Source organism: Streptomyces sp. NPDC006450 (assembly GCF_040612195.1).
GTDB lineage: Bacteria > Actinomycetota > Actinomycetes > Streptomycetales > Streptomycetaceae > Streptomyces.
On sequence record NZ_JBEXPT010000005.1, the window covers coordinates 91,115 to 107,444 of the forward strand.

General features: G+C 73.2%; 14 protein-coding genes. 12 read left to right on the forward strand and 2 right to left on the reverse strand.

Features of this window, described 5'->3' with window-relative positions:
• The first annotated feature begins 154 nt into the window (after window positions 1-154).
• The gene (locus ABZY57_RS03755; protein ID WP_356507766.1) at window positions 155-1,453 is read left to right on the forward strand and encodes a haloacid dehalogenase-like hydrolase; all 1,299 of its coding nucleotides are present in this window, start codon (window positions 155-157) and stop codon (window positions 1,451-1,453) included.
• Between the two features lie 40 nt (window positions 1,454-1,493).
• Here ABZY57_RS03755 and ABZY57_RS03760 read toward each other — a convergent pair whose 3' ends face one another.
• Window positions 1,494-2,696: an amino acid deaminase/aldolase gene (locus tag ABZY57_RS03760; RefSeq protein WP_356507768.1), complete on the reverse strand. Its 1,203-nt coding sequence runs from the start codon at window positions 2,694-2,696 to the stop codon at window positions 1,494-1,496.
• Window positions 2,697-2,948: 252 nt separating this feature from the next.
• Here ABZY57_RS03760 and ABZY57_RS03765 point away from each other — a divergent pair, with 252 nt between their 5' ends.
• Genes ABZY57_RS03765 through ABZY57_RS03775 form a run of 3 tightly spaced genes read left to right on the forward strand, consistent with a single transcriptional unit; the run spans window position 2,949 to window position 5,734 of the window.
• Complete coding sequence (locus ABZY57_RS03765; RefSeq protein ID WP_356507770.1) at window positions 2,949-3,800, forward strand: hypothetical protein; 852 nt, start codon at window positions 2,949-2,951, stop codon at window positions 3,798-3,800.
• The gene (gene mycP, locus ABZY57_RS03770) at window positions 3,797-4,981 is read left to right on the forward strand and encodes a type VII secretion-associated serine protease mycosin (protein ID WP_356507772.1); all 1,185 of its coding nucleotides are present in this window, start codon (window positions 3,797-3,799) and stop codon (window positions 4,979-4,981) included. The genes ABZY57_RS03765 and mycP overlap by 4 nt, the downstream gene beginning before the upstream one ends.
• A 12-nt stretch (window positions 4,982-4,993) precedes the next feature.
• Window positions 4,994-5,734, forward strand: a complete 741-nt coding sequence (locus ABZY57_RS03775; protein ID WP_356507774.1) for an SseB family protein — start codon at window positions 4,994-4,996, stop codon at window positions 5,732-5,734.
• A 93-nt stretch (window positions 5,735-5,827) separates the two neighbouring features.
• Here ABZY57_RS03775 and ABZY57_RS03780 read toward each other — a convergent pair whose 3' ends face one another.
• Window positions 5,828-6,208 carry a DUF1844 domain-containing protein gene (locus tag ABZY57_RS03780; RefSeq protein ID WP_356507776.1) on the reverse strand — a complete coding sequence of 127 codons (381 nt, stop codon included), beginning with the start codon at window positions 6,206-6,208 and terminating at the stop codon, window positions 5,828-5,830.
• A gap of 323 nt (window positions 6,209-6,531) precedes the next feature.
• Between ABZY57_RS03780 and infC the strand changes: the two genes are divergently transcribed.
• The 8 genes from infC to ABZY57_RS03820 all read left to right on the forward strand — a co-directional run bounded on the left by infC (window position 6,532) and on the right by ABZY57_RS03820 (window position 16,260).
• The gene (gene infC, locus ABZY57_RS03785; RefSeq protein WP_356507778.1) at window positions 6,532-7,311 is read left to right on the forward strand and encodes a translation initiation factor IF-3; all 780 of its coding nucleotides are present in this window, start codon (window positions 6,532-6,534) and stop codon (window positions 7,309-7,311) included.
• 105 nt (window positions 7,312-7,416) lie between these two features.
• Window positions 7,417-7,611, forward strand: a complete 195-nt coding sequence (rpmI, locus tag ABZY57_RS03790; RefSeq protein ID WP_030157249.1) for a 50S ribosomal protein L35 — start codon at window positions 7,417-7,419, stop codon at window positions 7,609-7,611.
• Window positions 7,612-7,714: 103 nt separating this feature from the next.
• Window positions 7,715-8,101, forward strand: a complete 387-nt coding sequence (rplT, locus tag ABZY57_RS03795) for a 50S ribosomal protein L20 (RefSeq protein ID WP_356507780.1) — start codon at window positions 7,715-7,717, stop codon at window positions 8,099-8,101.
• A 117-nt stretch (window positions 8,102-8,218) separates the two neighbouring features.
• Window positions 8,219-9,079 (forward strand): RNA methyltransferase, encoded by an 861-nt coding sequence (locus ABZY57_RS03800; protein WP_356507782.1) that lies wholly within the window; start codon window positions 8,219-8,221, stop codon window positions 9,077-9,079.
• Between the two features lie 56 nt (window positions 9,080-9,135).
• On the forward strand, window positions 9,136-10,425 hold the full coding sequence (locus tag ABZY57_RS03805; RefSeq protein WP_356507784.1) for an ATP-binding protein: 1,290 nt from the start codon (window positions 9,136-9,138) through the stop codon (window positions 10,423-10,425).
• 151 nt (window positions 10,426-10,576) lie between these two features.
• Window positions 10,577-11,704, forward strand: coding sequence for a phenylalanine--tRNA ligase subunit alpha (gene pheS / locus ABZY57_RS03810; RefSeq protein ID WP_356507786.1), 1,128 nt, complete (start codon window positions 10,577-10,579; stop codon window positions 11,702-11,704).
• A complete protein-coding gene (gene pheT / locus ABZY57_RS03815; RefSeq protein WP_356507788.1) occupies window positions 11,704-14,232 on the forward strand; it encodes a phenylalanine--tRNA ligase subunit beta in 2,529 nt (842 codons plus the stop codon). Before pheS ends, pheT begins: the two co-directional genes overlap by 1 nt.
• A 690-nt stretch (window positions 14,233-14,922) precedes the next feature.
• Entirely contained in the window at window positions 14,923-16,260 is a 1,338-nt protein-coding gene (locus ABZY57_RS03820) for a transcriptional regulator (RefSeq protein ID WP_356507790.1), read from the forward strand.
• Window positions 16,261-16,330: the final 70 nt, after the last annotated feature.

Sequence of the window (16,330 nt, forward strand, 5' to 3'; positions counted from 1 at the left end):
GGCGCAATCTCCGCCGCGTACTACACTCCTCTCTACACTACACCCCCCCACCCCCCCCCCGGCCGCCGGGCGACCCACGCCCCCCGGCTGCCGTGCTCCACCGTCCGCGACGATCCCGACCGTGATCGTGAGAGAACCAGGAGAGTCCACCTCAGTGACCCGACTCAGTTCCGTCCGACGGATCCAGGCCGTCGGCGCCGCCGCCGCGATAGCCGCCGGAACCCTCGTGGCCGCCGCACCCGCCGCCCAGGCGGACCGCCCCGGCGCACCCTGCACGACCCCCGAACTCAAGGCGGCCTGGTACGGGGACAACCGGGCCCGGCTCCAGCAGCTCATCGACGACTACGGGACGTGCAACCCGTACCGGCCGAACCGGACCAGGCCCGTCGCCGTCTTCGACTGGGACAACACCGTCGTCAAGAACGACGTGGGCGACGCGCAGATGTTCTGGCTGCTGCGCAACGGCAAGATCCGCCAGCCCGCCGCCGGCGACTGGAGCAGCACCAGCCGCCACCTCACCCCGGCCGCCGCCCAGGCCCTGGCCGAGGCCTGCGGCACCCTCGCGAAGCCCGGCGCCCCGCTGCCCACCGGCACCCCCGAGGGCGCCGGCTGCGCCGACGAGATCAACGCCGTCTACGGCACCGCCGCCACGCGCGCGGCCGCCCCCGCATTCGCAGGCTGGGACCGCCGTACGTTCGAGCCCGCATACGCCTGGCTGCCGCAGCTCATGCAGGGCTGGACCGCGCGCGAGGTCCGCGGCTTCACGGCCGCCGCGCGGGCCGAGAACCTGGCCGCCCCCGTCGGCGCCGGGCAGCAGGTCGGCAGCTCCACCGTCACGGGCTGGGTGCGCTACTACGACCAGCAGAAGGAGCTCATCGGCGCGCTGCGGAAGGCCGGCTTCGACGTCTGGATCAGCTCGGCCTCGCCGCAGCCGGTCGTCGAGGTGTGGGCGGAGGGCGTCGGCATCGACGCCGGGCACGTCATCGGCATCCGCAACACCACTACGTACGGCGGGAAGTTCACCTCCCACCTGCAGGGCTGCGGTTCCGTCGCGGACGGCGCCGACACGATGATCACGTACATCGACGGCAAGCGCTGCTGGATCAACAAGGAGATCTTCGGGGTCCGCGGCGCCGCGGCCGAGAAGGTCCGTCCGGCCGCCCGCCGTCAGGTGTTCGCCGCGGGCGACTCCGACACCGACATCTCGTTCCTGCGGGACGCGACCGCGCTGCGGCTCGTCGTCAACCGCAACAAGAACGAGCTGATGTGCCGCGCCTACGACAACAGCGACGGCAAGTGGATCGTGAACCCGATGTTCATCCAGCCCAAGAAGCAGAAGGCCACGCCGTACCCGTGCGCGACCACCGGCTTCACCGGCCGCGACGGCACCCCGGGGCCCGTGCTCCGGGATGACGCCGGCGTCATCCCGGACCAGACGGACACCGTCTTCTGACCGGCTTCCCGCCGGCCCCGGGGCCGACAGGCCCAGACGCCTACAGGAAGGTGCGGCCCTCGCCCCGGTAGGTCGGGGCGGTGGCCGTCACCCGGTCGCCCTGGACCAGGTGCAACGCGTCGAAGCGCTCGCACAGTTCACCGGCCTTCGCGTGCCGGAACCAGACCCGGTCGCCGATCAGCAGATCGTCGGCCGGGCTGCCGAGCAGCGGGGTCTGCACCTCGCCGGCCCCCTCCTGCGGGTCGTAGCGCAGCCCCTCGGGGAGGTACGGCACCGGCAGCCGGTCCGCGCCGGGCGCGCCGGAAGCCGGGTACCCGCCGCCGAGCACCGTGACGACCCCGACGCCGGGCCGGCGGACCACCGGCTGGGCGAAGAGCGCCGCCGGACGGCCGCTGAACGAGGTGTAGTTGTCGAACAGCCGCGGTACGTACAGCCCCGACCCGGCGGCGATCTCGGTGACGGCGTCCTCGGCGGCGGTCTGCTGGACGCTGCCGGTGCCGCCGCCGTTGACGAACTCGAGGTCCGGGACCACCGCGCGCACGGCCCGTACGGCCTCTGCCCGGCGGCCGGCCAGCTCCTTGCGGGCCGCGCTCTGCATCAGCCGGATGGCGCGCGACCTCAGCGGACGCCCCGCGAGCGCGTCGCCGACCCCGGCCACGTGGCCCTCGTAGCCCATCAGCCCGACCACCCGGAACCCGGGCCGGGCGCTCACCGCGCGGGCCAGCTCGGCGAGCTGGGCGGGCTCGCGCAGCGGGGAGCGGAGGGCGCCGACGCGCATCCTGCCGCCGAAGAGGTGCAGGGCGGTGTCCAGTTCCAGGCACACCCGGATCTCCTGGCCGCCGCCGTCGCGGGCCCGGTCCACGAGTTCCAGTTGTGCGAGGTCGTCGACCATCACGGTGACCGCGCCGGCCAGCTTCGGATCGGCGGCGAGCTCGGCGAAGCCGGCCCGGTCGGCGGACGGGTAGGCGAGCAGCACGTCGTCGAAGCCCGAACGGGCCAGCCAGATCGACTCGGCGAGGGTGTAGGACATGATCCCGGCGAACCCGGGCCGCGCCAGGACCCGTTCGAGCAGCGCACGGCACCGTACGGACTTGCTCGCCACCCGGACCGGCTTCCCGCCGGCGCGACGCACGAGATCGTCGGCGTTGGCGTCGAACGCGTCGAGATCCACGAGGGCGAGCGGAGCGTCGAGATGGGCGGTGGCCCGGTCGTAACGGGCCCGGTCGGCGGCGGGGGAGTTCATGGGCGGCAGCCTGCCAGATGGGTGTACTCGTGGGTAGGGGGTTCACGGAGGCCGGCGGACGCCCTGCCAGGTCAGAGGTCTGGGCGGCCGCTCCGGTCACACCGGGGCCCCGGCCTCCGGATGCCCCATTTGGGCAGGGAGGCGTCAGTTCGCATCGGTTGGGTGCCGCTCCTCCCCGGCCGACGTCCAGGCGCTGGCGGGCGCGTAAAGTAGGGGCAGGCAGCCGACGGGAACGGGGGGCTGAGCCGCCGGATGACTACGTCCACACCGCACGGCGGGGTCCTGACCACGCCCGACCGGGTCCCGGTACCGCCACGGCGACGCCCGGGAACGGTCCTCGCCGCCGCCCTGTGCGGCCTCCTCGGCCTCGGTCTCACCGGCGCGGCCGGCTACCAGGCCGTCTCCGACCACCAGGCCGCGCACCGGCCCGTGGACCCCGCCGAGGCCTACCGCAAGGCCGCCTCCCTCTGGCACAGCACCCCCGTCGACACCCTGTTCCCGCCCGTGCTCGACGGCCAGGACGCCGGGCCGGGCGGCGCCGACCGCACGTGGACCCGCATCACCCCCGCCGCCGACGCCGGCTGCCCGGAGGCGCTCGGCGCCGACTGGCAGACCCTGTTCTCCGCGACCGGGTGCACCCGCGTGCTCCGCGCCACCTACACCGACGCCACCCGCAGTTCCCTGGTCACCGTCGGCATGGTCTTCACCCCCGCCGAGCCCGCGGCCATGGACTCGCTGCGCGGCCGGCTGACCGCCCCGACCGGCTACGGATTCCCCGACAACCGCCGCGGCGCCTGGACCGCCTCCGTGCTGGCCGAAGCCCCGGTCGTCGTCTACACCGTCTCCGCCTTCGCCGACGGCCGCCGCCTCAACGCCCCCAGCCCCGCGGAGGACAAGATGGCCGAGGACGCCCGCGGACGCGTGGCCCAGGCGGGCCTCGGCCACGAGGCCAAGGCCGTCGCCGATCTGGTGGAAGGCACCCTGCGCACCCTCGCGACCTCCCCGCCGGGCAAGCCGGTGCGGCCGGCCGCGGAGCCCTCGCCCACCCCGCCGGCCCCGCAGCCGTCACAGGCCCCGGCCGGGACCCCGGAGGCCGCCCGATGACCCGCCGCGCCCTGTTCCCGGCGGCCCTCGCCCTCGGGGCCCTGTTCGCCGTCACCGCCGCGCCGCCGGCCGCGGCCGACGCCATCCGCGACCGGCAGTGGGGGCTGATGGCCCTGCGCGCCGAGGAGGCCTGGGGCACCACCAAGGGCGACGGGGTCACCGTGGCCGTCCTCGACACCGGGGTCGACCCGACCCACCCCGACCTGACCGGCCAGGTCCTGGAGGGCGTCGACCTCGTCGGCATCGGCGCCGTACGCGGCGACCGCGCCTGGGCCCGCCACGGCACCGCCATGGCCGGGATCATCGCCGGGCACGGCCACGGCTCCCTCGGCCTGGGCGGCGTCCTCGGCATCGCCCCGGAAGCCAAGATCCTCCCGGTCCGGGTGATCCTGGAAGAGGGCGACCCCGGCCGCGACAAGGCCCGCGACACCAAGGGCGGCGCCCTCGCCGAGGGCATCCGCTGGGCCGCCGACCACGGAGCCGACGTGATCAACCTCTCGCTCGGCGACGACAGCAGCTCCGCCCACCACGAGGCCGCCGAGGACGAGGCCGTCCAGTACGCCCTGGCCAAGGGCGTGGTCGTCGTCGCCTCCGCGGGCAACGGCGGCAAGGCGGGGGACCGCATCTCCTACCCGGCCGCCTACCCCGGGGTCATCGCGGTCACGGCCGTCGACCGGAAGAACAAGAAGGCGTCCTTCTCCACCCGCAGCTGGTACGCGACCGTCAGCGCCCCGGGCGTCGGCGTGGTCATCGCCGACCCCGACCGCTCCTACTACGAGGGCTGGGGCACCAGCGCCGCCTCCGCCTTCGTCTCCGGCGCCGTCGCCCTGGTCAAGGCCGCCCACCCCGACCTGTCCCCGGCGCAGATCAAGAACCTGCTGGAGGACACGGCCTCCAGTTCCCCGCCCGGCGGCCGCGACGACTCCCGCGGCTTCGGCCTGGTGGACCCCGTCGCCGCCCTCCAGGCCGCCGACGAGATGTCCCCCGAGCCGGTGCTGCCCGCACCCGTCGCAGCCGCCGACCCCTACTTCGGCCCCGGTCCCGACCCGGCGGCGGGCCCCGGGCTCCGGGCCCGCTTCGGAGCTCCGGCGGGCGTGGCCGCGGGGCTGGCACTGCTCGCCGCGGCCTGCGTACTGGCCCGGCGGGCCCGGACCGGACGGCAGGATCCCGACGCGGGATAGGCTCGGGGAACTGTGGCAGACAAAAACATCCCCGACCCCGGTTTCTCCGACGACGACGGCTCCGCCGACCCCCGGCTGAGCGCGGCCCTGGCCGCCTGGGCCGAGGACAGAGCCGAGGAGCCCCGGGTGCTGGCGGCCCTCAAGGACGCCCGCCTGCTGGTTCCCGTCGTCGCGGTCCTCGGCGAGGTCGAGACCGACCCCGAGACCGGGCTCAAGCGCGAGAAGACCAGCGACATGGCCGTCCCCACCCTGCGGGCGGGGGACCGGCGGGCGCTGCCCGCCTTCACCTCCATCGCCTCGCTGGCCCTGTGGGACCCGGCCGCCCGTCCGGTGGCGGTGCCGCTGCACCAGGCGCTGGCCGCCGCCGCGCACGAGAAGGCCGACACCATCGTGCTGGACCTGTCCGGGCCGGTCCCGTACCAGCTCGCGGGCTCCGCGCTGCTCGCGCTCGCCGAGGGCCGCACGGACGCCGGCCCGCTCGCCGACCCCGCCGTGCGCGAGGCCGTACGGGCCGTCGTGACCGCCGAGCCGGCCGTACTCGGCGCGTACCTGGGCCCGGGCGGCGCGGACGCCGACGGGACCCTGGCGATCGTGCTGGCGGCCGGCCCGCAGGCCGCTGCGGCGGCCCGCCGGGTGGCCGAGGCGCTGGCGGCCGACGAGACCCTGCGCGCACGCCTCGTAGGCGGACTGGACCTGGCGCTGCTCCCGGAGGGGGCCCCGGTCCCGCCGGGCGAACCGCTCTTCACGCGCTGACCCCTGGTACGGCGAAAGGGCGCCTCCCCGGTACCGGGAGGCGCCCTTTCGCGTTCTGTTTCCGACCGTTTCCGGCTGTTTGCGCTTCCGCGCTTACGCGTAGACGGGACCCGTAAACTTCTCGCCCGGACCCTGGCCCGGCTCGTCCTGCACCAGGGAGGCCTCGCGGAAGGCCAGCTGGAGGGACTTCAGGCCGTCGCGCAGCGGGGCGGCGTGGAAGGAGCTGATCTCGGTGGCGCTCGCGGTGACCAGGCCGGCCAGGGCGGTGATCAGCTTGCGGGCCTCGTCGAGGTCCTTGTACTCGGAGTCCGGCTTGTCCAGGCCGAGGTTGACCGCCGCCGCGCTGAGCAGGTGGACGGCCACCGTGGTGATGACCTCGACGGCCGGCACGTCCGCGATGTCGCGGGTCAGGTCGTCGTAGTCGGGAGCGGCCGCGGATGCGGAGGGGGAAGCGGAGGGCGTCGCGTCAGTCATGTGCCCCACGATATGCCGTGCGGCGGGCTTGCAACGCGGGTGCTAGTATGTACTTCGACCGGCCGGACACGTATGTGCCCGGCCCACAAGTGGAGGCTCCGATTCTCCCACCCAGCCACCCTCACGGGAGGCGGGTCACCGGTCAGGTGGTATCCATCGTTCCGTACGGACGATGGAAAGCTGCCCGATTTTGCGCCCCGCGGTTCGCACGCGACGGTGCTCCGGTTGTATTGGAGCCCTCGTCTGTGCCCGGCGGGGCTTTTTGTATTTCCCGCCGCGGTCGGTCTGACGGAAAAACGTCAGCGGCTGTCCTCCAGGCAGCCGTGTGGTGCTACCGAGGAGGATCCATCAGCACCGAGCCCCGCATCAACGACCGGATTCGCGTTCCCGAGGTACGACTCGTCGGCCCGAGTGGCGAGCAGGTCGGCATCGTGCCGCTTGCCAAGGCGCTTGAGCTCGCGCAGGAGTACGACCTCGACCTGGTCGAGGTCGCGGCGTCCGCACGCCCGCCGGTCTGCAAGCTCATGGACTACGGCAAGTTCAAGTACGAATCGGCCATGAAGGCCCGTGAGGCGCGCAAGAACCAGGCGCACACGGTCATCAAGGAAATGAAGCTCCGGCCGAAGATCGACCCGCACGACTATGACACCAAGAAGGGTCACGTCGTTCGGTTCCTCAAGCAGGGCGACAAGGTCAAGATCACGATCATGTTCCGCGGTCGCGAGCAGTCCAGGCCGGAACTCGGCTACCGACTGCTGCAGCGTCTGGCTTCGGACGTCGAGGACCTCGGGTTCATCGAGTCGAACCCGAAGCAGGACGGCCGAAACATGATCATGGTTCTCGGTCCGCACAAGAAGAAGACCGAGGCGATGGCCGAAGCCCGCGAGGCGCAGGCCGCCCGCAAGGCCGAGCGCCAGGGTGTTGCGGTCAGCGACGAGAGCGGTGACGAGGCCCAGGCCGACGATGCCGCGCTCGAGGCGGAGAACGCGGCACTCGAAGCCGATGACGTCGACGCCGAGGACGCCTCCGACGAGGCGACCGACGCAGCCGAGGCAGGCACCGACGAGGCAGCCGCCTCCGACGAGACGTCTGCCCAGGCCTGATTCCGAGGCAGCCCGTCTCGGATCACCGATACAACATGACGCTCCCGTGAGCCGGCCCCCCACCAGGGCCGGTGGGGGCGCCACCGACGAGGAGATAACGGCGCCATGCCGAAGAACAAGACGCACTCCGGTACCAAGAAGCGCTTCAAGATCACCGGCTCCGGCAAGGTGCTCCGCGAGCGCGCCGGCAAGCGCCACCTGCTCGAGCACAAGTCGTCCCGTGTCACCCGCCGCCTGACCGGCACCGCGGAGATGGCCCCCGGCGACGCCGCGAAGATCAAGAAGCTTCTCGGCAAGTGACGTCCTCCGCTCCCCTTCCGGGAGCGGGAGCACGTCAAGACCGGGACCCCATCGAATTCGGGCCGTGTGAAGACTTCCACGGCCCCGCTACAAGGAGTACAAAGTGGCACGCGTCAAGCGGGCAGTAAACGCGCACAAGAAGCGCCGGGCAATCCTCGAGGCGGCCAAGGGCTACCGCGGTCAGCGTTCGCGCCTGTACCGCAAGGCCAAGGAGCAGGTCACCCACTCCCTGGTCTACAACTTCAACGACCGCAAGAAGCGCAAGGGCGACTTCCGTCGGCTGTGGATCCAGCGCATCAACGCCGCTGCCCGTCAGAACGGCATGACGTACAACCGCCTCATCCAGGGTCTGAACGCCGCCAACATCGAGGTGGACCGCAAGATCCTCGCCGAGCTGGCCGTCAACGACGCCAACGCGTTCGCCGCGCTGGTCGAGGTCGCGCAGAAGGCCCTCCCGGCCGACATCAACGCCCCGAAGGTCGCTGCCTAGGCAGCACGCCGTCAAGGCTGCAGTAACTTGCCCGGACCCGCAGGCCTCGCGCCTGCGGGTCCGGTGCGTTGACCCACCAGTTCCACGCGCTGTACGTACGGAAGCGAGCCGACCGCCATGGGCACCCCCGCCGAGCTGATCTCCCCCCGGTCCACCCGGGTGGCCGCCGCCAGGCGACTGGCGCGACGCAATTTCCGTACCAAGGAGCGCCGCTTCATCGCCGAGGGCCCGCAGGCCGTGCGCGAGGCGGCGGAGCACCGCGGCGCCGGCGGCGAGTCCACGCTGATCGAGCTGTTCGCGACCGTGGAGGCCGCCGAGCGCTACGCCGACATCGTCGACGCCGCGCACGCCGCCGGAGCACGCGTCCACTACGCCTCCGACGAAGTGCTCGCGGAGGTCTCCCAGACCGTCACCCCGCAAGGGCTGGTCGGCGTCTGCCACTTCCTCGACTCCCCGTTCGAGGAGATCCTGAAGGCCCGGCCCAAGCTCGTCGCCGTCCTCGCGCACGTCCGCGACCCCGGCAACGCCGGTACGGTGCTGCGCTGCGCGGACGCAGCCGGAGCCGACGCCGTCGTGCTGACCGACGCCTCCGTGGACCTGTACAACCCCAAGTCGGTACGCGCCTCCGTGGGCTCCCTCTTCCACCTCCCGGTGGCCGTCGGCGTGCCCGTGGAGCAGGCCGTCGAGGGGCTGCGCGCGGCCGGCGCGCGGATCCTCGCCGCCGACGGGGCCGGCACCGACGACCTCGACGCCGAGCTCGACGCGGGCACCATGGGCACCCCGTCGGCCTGGATCTTCGGCAACGAGGCCTGGGGCCTGCCCGAGGAGACCAGGGCGCTCGCGGACGCCGTCGTACGGGTCCCGATCCACGGAAAGGCCGAGAGTCTGAACCTCGCCACGGCCGCCGCCGTGTGCCTGTACGCCTCCGCGCGTGCACAGCGGGCGCCCGGAGGGTGCCGCTCCGTGACCCCCAGCTAGTAATGTGGCGGCCCGGGGGGCCCACTGTGGTACTCGGAGATGTGGGGTACGGGGACATGACCGTCGGTACGAACAGCTCGCCAGGTGCCGCCAGGGCGGCCGGCGCACCGGCCCTGGCGACCGTGTCCCAGATGGCCGCCCCCGCCGCCCGGCTGCCCGTGCAGCAGCCCCAGGGAGCCCCGGCCCCGCCCCCGCAGGCCCGGCCCGCGCCCGCGAGCCCCGCAGGCCCCGCCGCAGCGGGTCCGCCGGAGGACCCGGACGGGCCCGACGAGTACGCCGCGCTCGGGATCGACCCCGACGACCTGCCCGACGGGCTGGTCGTCGCCGACGCCACCGGCCGGGTCATCTGCTTCAACTCCGCCGCCGCCCGGATCACCGCCCTCGTGGCGGGCGAGGCCCTGGGCCTGGGGATCGAGCACGCACTCCCGCTGGAGGACCTCGAAGGCCGCCGCTGGTGGACGCTGACCGACCCCTACGGAGGCCTCGCCACCCGGCGCGGACAGCCCGAGCGCAACCTGCTGCTCCCCGGCGGCCGCGAGGTGCTCGTCTCCGCCCGGTACGTGCGCACCCACCCCAAGGGCCCGGTGCGCCGGCTCGTGGTCACCCTGCGCGGCACCGAGGCCAGGCGGCGCACCGAGCGCAGCCACGCCGAACTGATCGCCACCGTCGCGCACGAACTGCGCTCCCCGCTCACCTCCGTGAAGGGGTTCACGGCGACCCTGCTCGCCAAGTGGGAGCGGTTCACCGACGACCAGAAGCGATTGATGCTGGAGACCGTCGACGCCGACGCGAACCGTGTCACCCGGCTCATCGCCGAGCTCCTGGACATCTCACGCATCGACTCCGGCCGCCTGGAGGTGCGCCGCCAGCCGGTCGACATCTCCACGGCCGTGGGCCGCCACGTCCAGGCTCTCACCGCGAACGGGCAGGCCCCGGAGCGGTTCCTGGTCAGTGTGAGCAGGCCACTGCCCGACTTGTGGGCGGACCCGGACAAAATCGACCAGATCCTCGGCAACCTGCTCGAAAATGCGGTGCGGCACGGCGAGGGAACCGTCACCATCGACGTGACGCCGACCAGCTTCGCGAACGCCGCGGGGAAGACCGAGAAGGGAACCGCCGTCACCGTGACCGACGAGGGCCCCGGAATCCCCGAAGAGTCGATGAAGCGCGTCTTCACCCGCTTCTGGCGGGGCAGCAAGCGCGGTGGCACGGGCCTGGGCCTCTACATCGTCAAAGGCATCGTCGAAGCCCACGGCGGCACCATCACGGTCGGCCGCGGCCCCGGCGGCGGCGCCGAGTTCCGATTTATCCTGCCCGTCGGCGCCCCGGCGTACCTCACGCAGTAGACCTGCGGAGCGTCTCGCCAGGCGGCCCACGGGCTCCTTCACCCCCGGCGACCTTTAGACTCGACCTTTGGCACCTTTGTGTCCTAGTGCCGAGCGCGTCCTGCGCGTCGCGCGGGGGACCACCAGCCAGCCATCGGAAGTACGGGAAGAGATGTCGGCACCGAACAAGTCGTACGACCCTGTCGAGGTCGAGGCACTGAAACCGGAAGAGATCGAGCGCATGCGGGACGAGGCGCTCGCCGCCTTCGCCGCCGCCGGTGACCTCGACGAACTTCGGGAGGCGAAGACCGCGCACATGGGCGACCGCTCGCCCCTGGCGCTCGCCAACCGAGAGATCGGCGCGCTGCCCCCGCAGGCCAAGGCCACGGCGGGCAAGCTCGTGGGCCAGGCCCGAGGCGCCGTGAACAAGGCCTTCGGGGCCCGCACGGTCGCGCTCGAAGCCGAGCGCGACGAGCGGGTGCTGGTCGAGGAGGCGGTGGACGTCACGCTGCCCTACGACCGCGTGCCCGCCGGCGCCCGGCACCCCCTGACCACGCTGATGGACCGCATCGCGGACATCTTCGTGGGCATGGGGTACGAGGTCGCGGAGGGCCCCGAGGTCGAGGCGGAGTGGTTCAACTTCGACGCCCTCAACTTCACGCCCGACCACCCGGCGCGCCAGATGCAGGACACCTTCTTCGTCCGGGGGCCGGAAGGCACCGAGGGCGACGAGTCCGGCGTCGTGCTGCGCACCCACACCTCCCCGGTGCAGGCGCGCTCGCTGCTGGAGCGCAAGCCCCCCGTCTACATCGTGTGTCCGGGGCGGGTGTACCGCACCGACGAGCTCGACGCGACGCACACCCCGGTCTTCCACCAGGTCGAGCTGCTCGCCGTGGACGAGGGCCTGACCATGGCGGACCTCAAGGGCACCATGGACCACATGGTCCAGGAGCTGTTCGGCGAGGGCACCACCACGCGCCTGCGCCCGCACTTCTTCCCCTTCACCGAGCCGTCCGCCGAGATGGACATGCAGTGCTACGTGTGCCGCGGCGCGTCGGTGGGCAACCCCGACCGTCCGTGCCGCACCTGCTCCAGCGAGGGCTGGATCGAGCTCGGCGGCTGCGGCATGGTCAACCCGAAGGTGCTCACCGCCTGCGGTGTGGACCCGGAGAAGTACAGCGGGTTCGCCTTCGGCTTCGGCATCGAGCGGATGCTGATGTTCCGCCACAACGTAGAAGACATGCGAGACATGGTCGAGGGTGACATCCGTTTCACCCGGCCGTTCGGGATGGAGATCTGATGCGGGTCCCGCTTTCTTGGCTGCGGGAGTACGTCGACCTCCCCGCGGGTGAAACCGGTCGCGACGTCGCGGCCAAGCTCGTCGACGCCGGCCTCGAGGTCGAGACCGTCGAGCAGCTCGGCGGCGGGCTCAAGGGCCCGCTCGTCGTCGGCCAGGTGCTGACCATCGAGGAGCTCGAAGGCTTCCGCAAGCCGATCCGCTTCTGCACGGTCGACGTCGGCGCCGCCAACGGCACCGGCGAGCCGCAGGAGATCGTCTGCGGCGCCCGGAACTTCTCCGTCGGCGACAAGGTCGTCGTGGTCCTGCCGGGCGCGGTGCTGCCCGGCGACTTCGCGATCGCCGCGCGCGAGACGTACGGCCGCACCTCGCACGGCATGATCTGCTCCGGCGACGAGCTGGGCATGGGCGACGACGGCACGCACGGCATCATCGTGCTGCCGCACGAGCACGAGGTCGGCACCGACGCGATCAAGCTCCTGGAGCTCGTCGACGAGGTCCTCGACATCGACATCACCCCGGACCGCGGGTACTGCATGTCCATGCGCGGTGTGGCCCGCGAGGCCGCCACCGCGTACGGCCTGCCGCTGCGCGACCCGGCGCTGCTCGACGTGCCCGCGCCGAACTCGTACGGCTACGCCGTCAAGATCGACGACCCGCAGGGCTGCGACCGCTTCACCGCGCGCACCGTGACCGGTCTCGACCCCGAGGCGCGCTCCCCGATCTGGCTCACGCGCCGCCTCCAGAAGGCGGGCATGCGCCCGATCTCGCTCGCCGTCGACGTCACCAACTACGTGATGCTGGAACTCGGCCAGCCGCTCCACGCCTACGACCGCTCGCGGATCGACGGCGCCATCGGCGTCCGCCGGGCCGAGCAGGGCGAGAAGTTCACCACCCTGGACGGGGTCAAGCGCACGCTCGACGCCGAGGACCTGGTGATCACGGACAACAGCGGCCCGATCGGGCTCGCCGGTGTCATGGGCGGCGCCAACACCGAGATCGCCGACTCCGTCACGGACCCCGAGACGGGCGCCGTCACCGGCACCACCGACGTGATCGTGGAGGCCGCGCACTTCGACTCCGTGTCGATCTCGCGCACCGCCCGCCGCCTCAAGCTGTCCTCCGAGGCCTCCAAGCGCTTCGAGCGCGGCGTCGACCCGCAGGCCGCCGCCGCTGCCGCGCAGCGCACCGTCGACCTGCTCGTGCTGCTCGCGGGCGGCACGGCCGAGGCCGGCGTCACCGAGCTCACCGCCCCGGGCGCCCCGCGCACCATCGCGATGAGCGCGGACCACCCCGACAAGGTCGCGGGCATGGAGTACGGCCGGGAGACCGTCGTACGCCGCCTGCAGGAGGTCGGCTGCGACGTCTACGGCCAGGACGAGCTCGTCGTCACGGCGCCCTCGTGGCGGCCCGACCTCGCCGAGCCCAACGACCTCGCCGAGGAAGTCATCCGGCTGGAGGGCTACGGGAACCTCCCCTCCACCCTCCCGCAGGTGCCCTCCGGCCGCGGTCTGACCGCCCGGCAGCAGCTGCACCGCCGGGTGGGCCGCGCGCTGGCCGGCGCGGGCTACGTCGAGGCGCTCAGCTACCCGTTCCTGGGCGAGGCCGTCTTCGACCAGCTCCAGCTGCCCGCGCACGACGCCTCCCGCCAGGTCGTCAAGCTGGTCAACCCGATCTCCGACGAGGAGCCGGCGCTGCGCACCACGCTGCTGCCGGGTCTGCTCGGCGCGCTGCGCCGCAACGACAGCCGGGGCAGCCACGACCTCGCCCTCTTCGAGACCGGCTCGGTCTTCCGGGCCGCCGCGCAGCCGGGCGTCGCCGTACGCCTCGGCGTCGACCGGCGTCCCACCGACGAGGAGATCGCCACCCTGAACGCGGCCCTGCCTGCGCAGCCGCGCTACGCCGCGGTCGTGCTGGCCGGGGCCCGCGAGCAGGCCGGCTGGTGGGGCAAGGGCCGTCCGGCCGACTGGGCCGACGCGGTCCAGGCGGCGCGCTCGCTGGCCGTCGAGGCCGGTGCGGAGCTCGTCGTGCGCCAGGGCCAGTACGGTCCCTGGCACCCGGGCCGCTGCGCCGAGCTGCTCGTCACCCTGGACGGGGTGGAGACGGTCATCGGCCACGCCGGCGAACTGCACCCGCGCGTGGTCAAGGCGATGGGCCTGCCGGCCCGCACCAGCGCCATGGAGCTCGACCTGGACCGCCTCGCGGCGGCCGGCGGCGAGGCCCTCCAGGCGCCCCGGATCTCCTCCTTCCCGGTGGCGACCCAGGACGTCGCGCTGATCGTCGACGCGTCGGTGCCGGCTTCGGCCGTCGAGGACGCGCTGCACAAGGGCGCCGGTGAACTGCTGGAGTCCCTGCGGCTGTTCGACGTGTACGAGGGCGAGCAGGTGGGCGAGGGCAAGAAGTCCCTCGCGTACGCGCTGCGCTTCCGTGCGACCGACCGGACGCTGACCGCCGAGGAGTCCACGGCGGCGCGTGACGCGGCGGTCGCGCTGGCGGGCGAGCGGACCGGGGCGGTCCTGCGCGGCGCGTAGCCGCAGCCGTCGCTCCTTGCGGCACCGAGGGGGTGCATCCCGATCACGGGGTGCACCCCCTCACCCGTTCCACCCGGCTGCACGAGGCGCGGGTCCGCCCTGCGGGGGCTGTCCCCTGCCCGCCCGTCGCCCGTTCCCTGGGGCTCCGCCCCCGACCCCGCGCCTCGAACGCGGGCGAGGCTGGATGTGCCGCTGCGCAGCCCACGTGCGGGTCCGGACGGAGCCCGGGGAACGGTGGAAGGGCGGGTAGGGGACTTCACCCCACAGGACCCGGGGCCGAGGGCGCGGACGTCCGGGCGGCTGGGGCGCGGACGTCCGGGCCGGTATCGGCGGCCATGCGGGCCGGTGGCGGGACCACGCGGGCCGGGCCCGGTGGGAGGACCCGGCCCGCGTTCGGTCCGGCCCGGCCGGGACCCGGCGACCAACCAGGACCCGGCGGAGCCGAAGCGCGCCGCCCGCCTGCCGTGGAGTGTCGGGCAGACAACAGGACGGGCGGCGCGGTTGGCGGGTCGTCGCACTGTACGAGGGGGAGCCGACGACCCGGGCTACCTCTTGGCGAGGCCCTTAAGTGAAGCGCTCGGACGGGCCTCCGCGGCAGGGTGCGTATCGCATTTATGCGCGTACGGCATTCACACCCCGTGTGAACCGCGCACCCACTAGCCTGGGTCCGACGAGCCCTTGGAGGGGCCCATGCAGCCCAATGCCCTGCTCGACGCCCTCCTCGCCGAGGCGGGCATGTCCCACGCCGGACTCGCCGCGTACGTGAACCAGGCTGGCCGCTCACGCGGACTGGCCCTGCGCTACGAACACACCGCCGTGGCACGGTGGTTGAAGGGCCAGCGCCCCCGCGGCCAGGTGCCGGACCTGATCTGCGAGGTCATCGGGGGCCGACTGCGGCGCCCGCTCTCCCTCGACGACGTGGGCTTCGGCGTGCCCGGTCAGCCCGCCGACCCCAACGGGTCCCCGCTCAGCGGCTTCGTCGACCGCGCCGCCGCCCTGTGGCGCTCCGACGGCAACGGCCGCCAGCCCCTCGACGCCGGGGCCCTCACCGGTACCCCCGCGGTGATGCCCGTGTGGGAGTGGGAGAACCCGCCGGAGGACGCCGACGTGTCCCGCGAGGGGCCGATCCGCGTCGGACCCGAGCACGTGGAGATCCTGAAGGCAGCCCGCGCGCACTACGAGCTGATGTACCGCCGGGCCGGTGGCGTGGCCACCCGCGACCGGGTCGTCCGCTTCCTCGGTACCGAGACCGCCCCCATGCTGCGCGGCAGCTACTCCGACGGACTCGGCCGCAGCCTGCTCCGGGCCGGTGGTTCCCTCGTGGCCGTGGCGGGGATCTGCGCGTACGACTCGGACGCGCACGGGCTGGCCCAGCGCTACTTCCACCAGGCCCTGCGCCTCGCCAAGGCGAGCGGGGACCGGGGGCTCGGGGCGTACGTGATCGCGCTGATCGTCAACCAGTGCCTGCACCTGCGGGAGTTCCGCCAGGCCGTGGCCTTCGCCGAGGCCGCCCTGCGCGCGGCTGGCCGGCACACCACCCCGGCCCTGGCCGCTGACCTGTACGCCATGCAGGCCAAGGCCTACGCCCAACTGGGCGATACGACGGCCGCGTTGGCCTGCATCCGCAAGGCCGAGGCGGCGGCGGAGCGGATCCGCCCCGGCACGGAGCCGGACGAGACGGGGTACGTACAGCCCGGGCTGGTCAACGTACAGGTGGCGGAGGCGCTGCTCGGTCTGGGGGACCTGCGGGCGGCCCGGGAACAGGCTTCGGCCGCCGTCGGGACCCCCGCGCACGACCGGGGCCGGGTGCACCGGCTCGCGATGCTGTGCGAGATCCAGCTGCGCCAGGGCGAGGCCGATCAGGCGGTCGCCTCGGCGGCCGAAATGGCCGAGCGGGCCAAGGGGATGGAGTCGTTGCGCCTGCGTGACCGGCTGCGCGTCGTCCGGGAGCACCTGCTGACCAGCGGTTGCTCGGGGGCCGAGGAGACGGCCGAGCTCATCGACGGGGCGCTGCGCGTTCCGCTGTGACATCCCCCGTGGCGTTCTCTGCGCCGCCCTTTGCGCGTTCCCCTGGGCGGGGGTGAACTGCTGCCATGTT

Coding starts and splice junctions, on each gene's coding strand:
- mycP (WP_356507772.1), top strand. CDS start 3,797: ATGACCCGCCGCGCCCTGTTCCCGGCGGCCCTCGCCCTCGGGGCCCTG.
- ABZY57_RS03800 (WP_356507782.1), top strand. CDS start 8,219: ATGGGCACCCCCGCCGAGCTGATCTCCCCCCGGTCCACCCGGGTGGCC.
- ABZY57_RS03765 (WP_356507770.1), top strand. CDS start 2,949: ATGACTACGTCCACACCGCACGGCGGGGTCCTGACCACGCCCGACCGG.
- pheT (WP_356507788.1), top strand. CDS start 11,704: ATGCGGGTCCCGCTTTCTTGGCTGCGGGAGTACGTCGACCTCCCCGCG.
- ABZY57_RS03820 (WP_356507790.1), top strand. CDS start 14,923: ATGCAGCCCAATGCCCTGCTCGACGCCCTCCTCGCCGAGGCGGGCATG.
- ABZY57_RS03760 (WP_356507768.1), bottom strand. CDS start 2,696: ATGAACTCCCCCGCCGCCGACCGGGCCCGTTACGACCGGGCCACCGCC.
- rpmI (WP_030157249.1), top strand. CDS start 7,417: ATGCCGAAGAACAAGACGCACTCCGGTACCAAGAAGCGCTTCAAGATC.
- pheS (WP_356507786.1), top strand. CDS start 10,577: ATGTCGGCACCGAACAAGTCGTACGACCCTGTCGAGGTCGAGGCACTG.
- ABZY57_RS03780 (WP_356507776.1), bottom strand. CDS start 6,208: ATGACTGACGCGACGCCCTCCGCTTCCCCCTCCGCATCCGCGGCCGCT.
- ABZY57_RS03805 (WP_356507784.1), top strand. CDS start 9,136: ATGACCGTCGGTACGAACAGCTCGCCAGGTGCCGCCAGGGCGGCCGGC.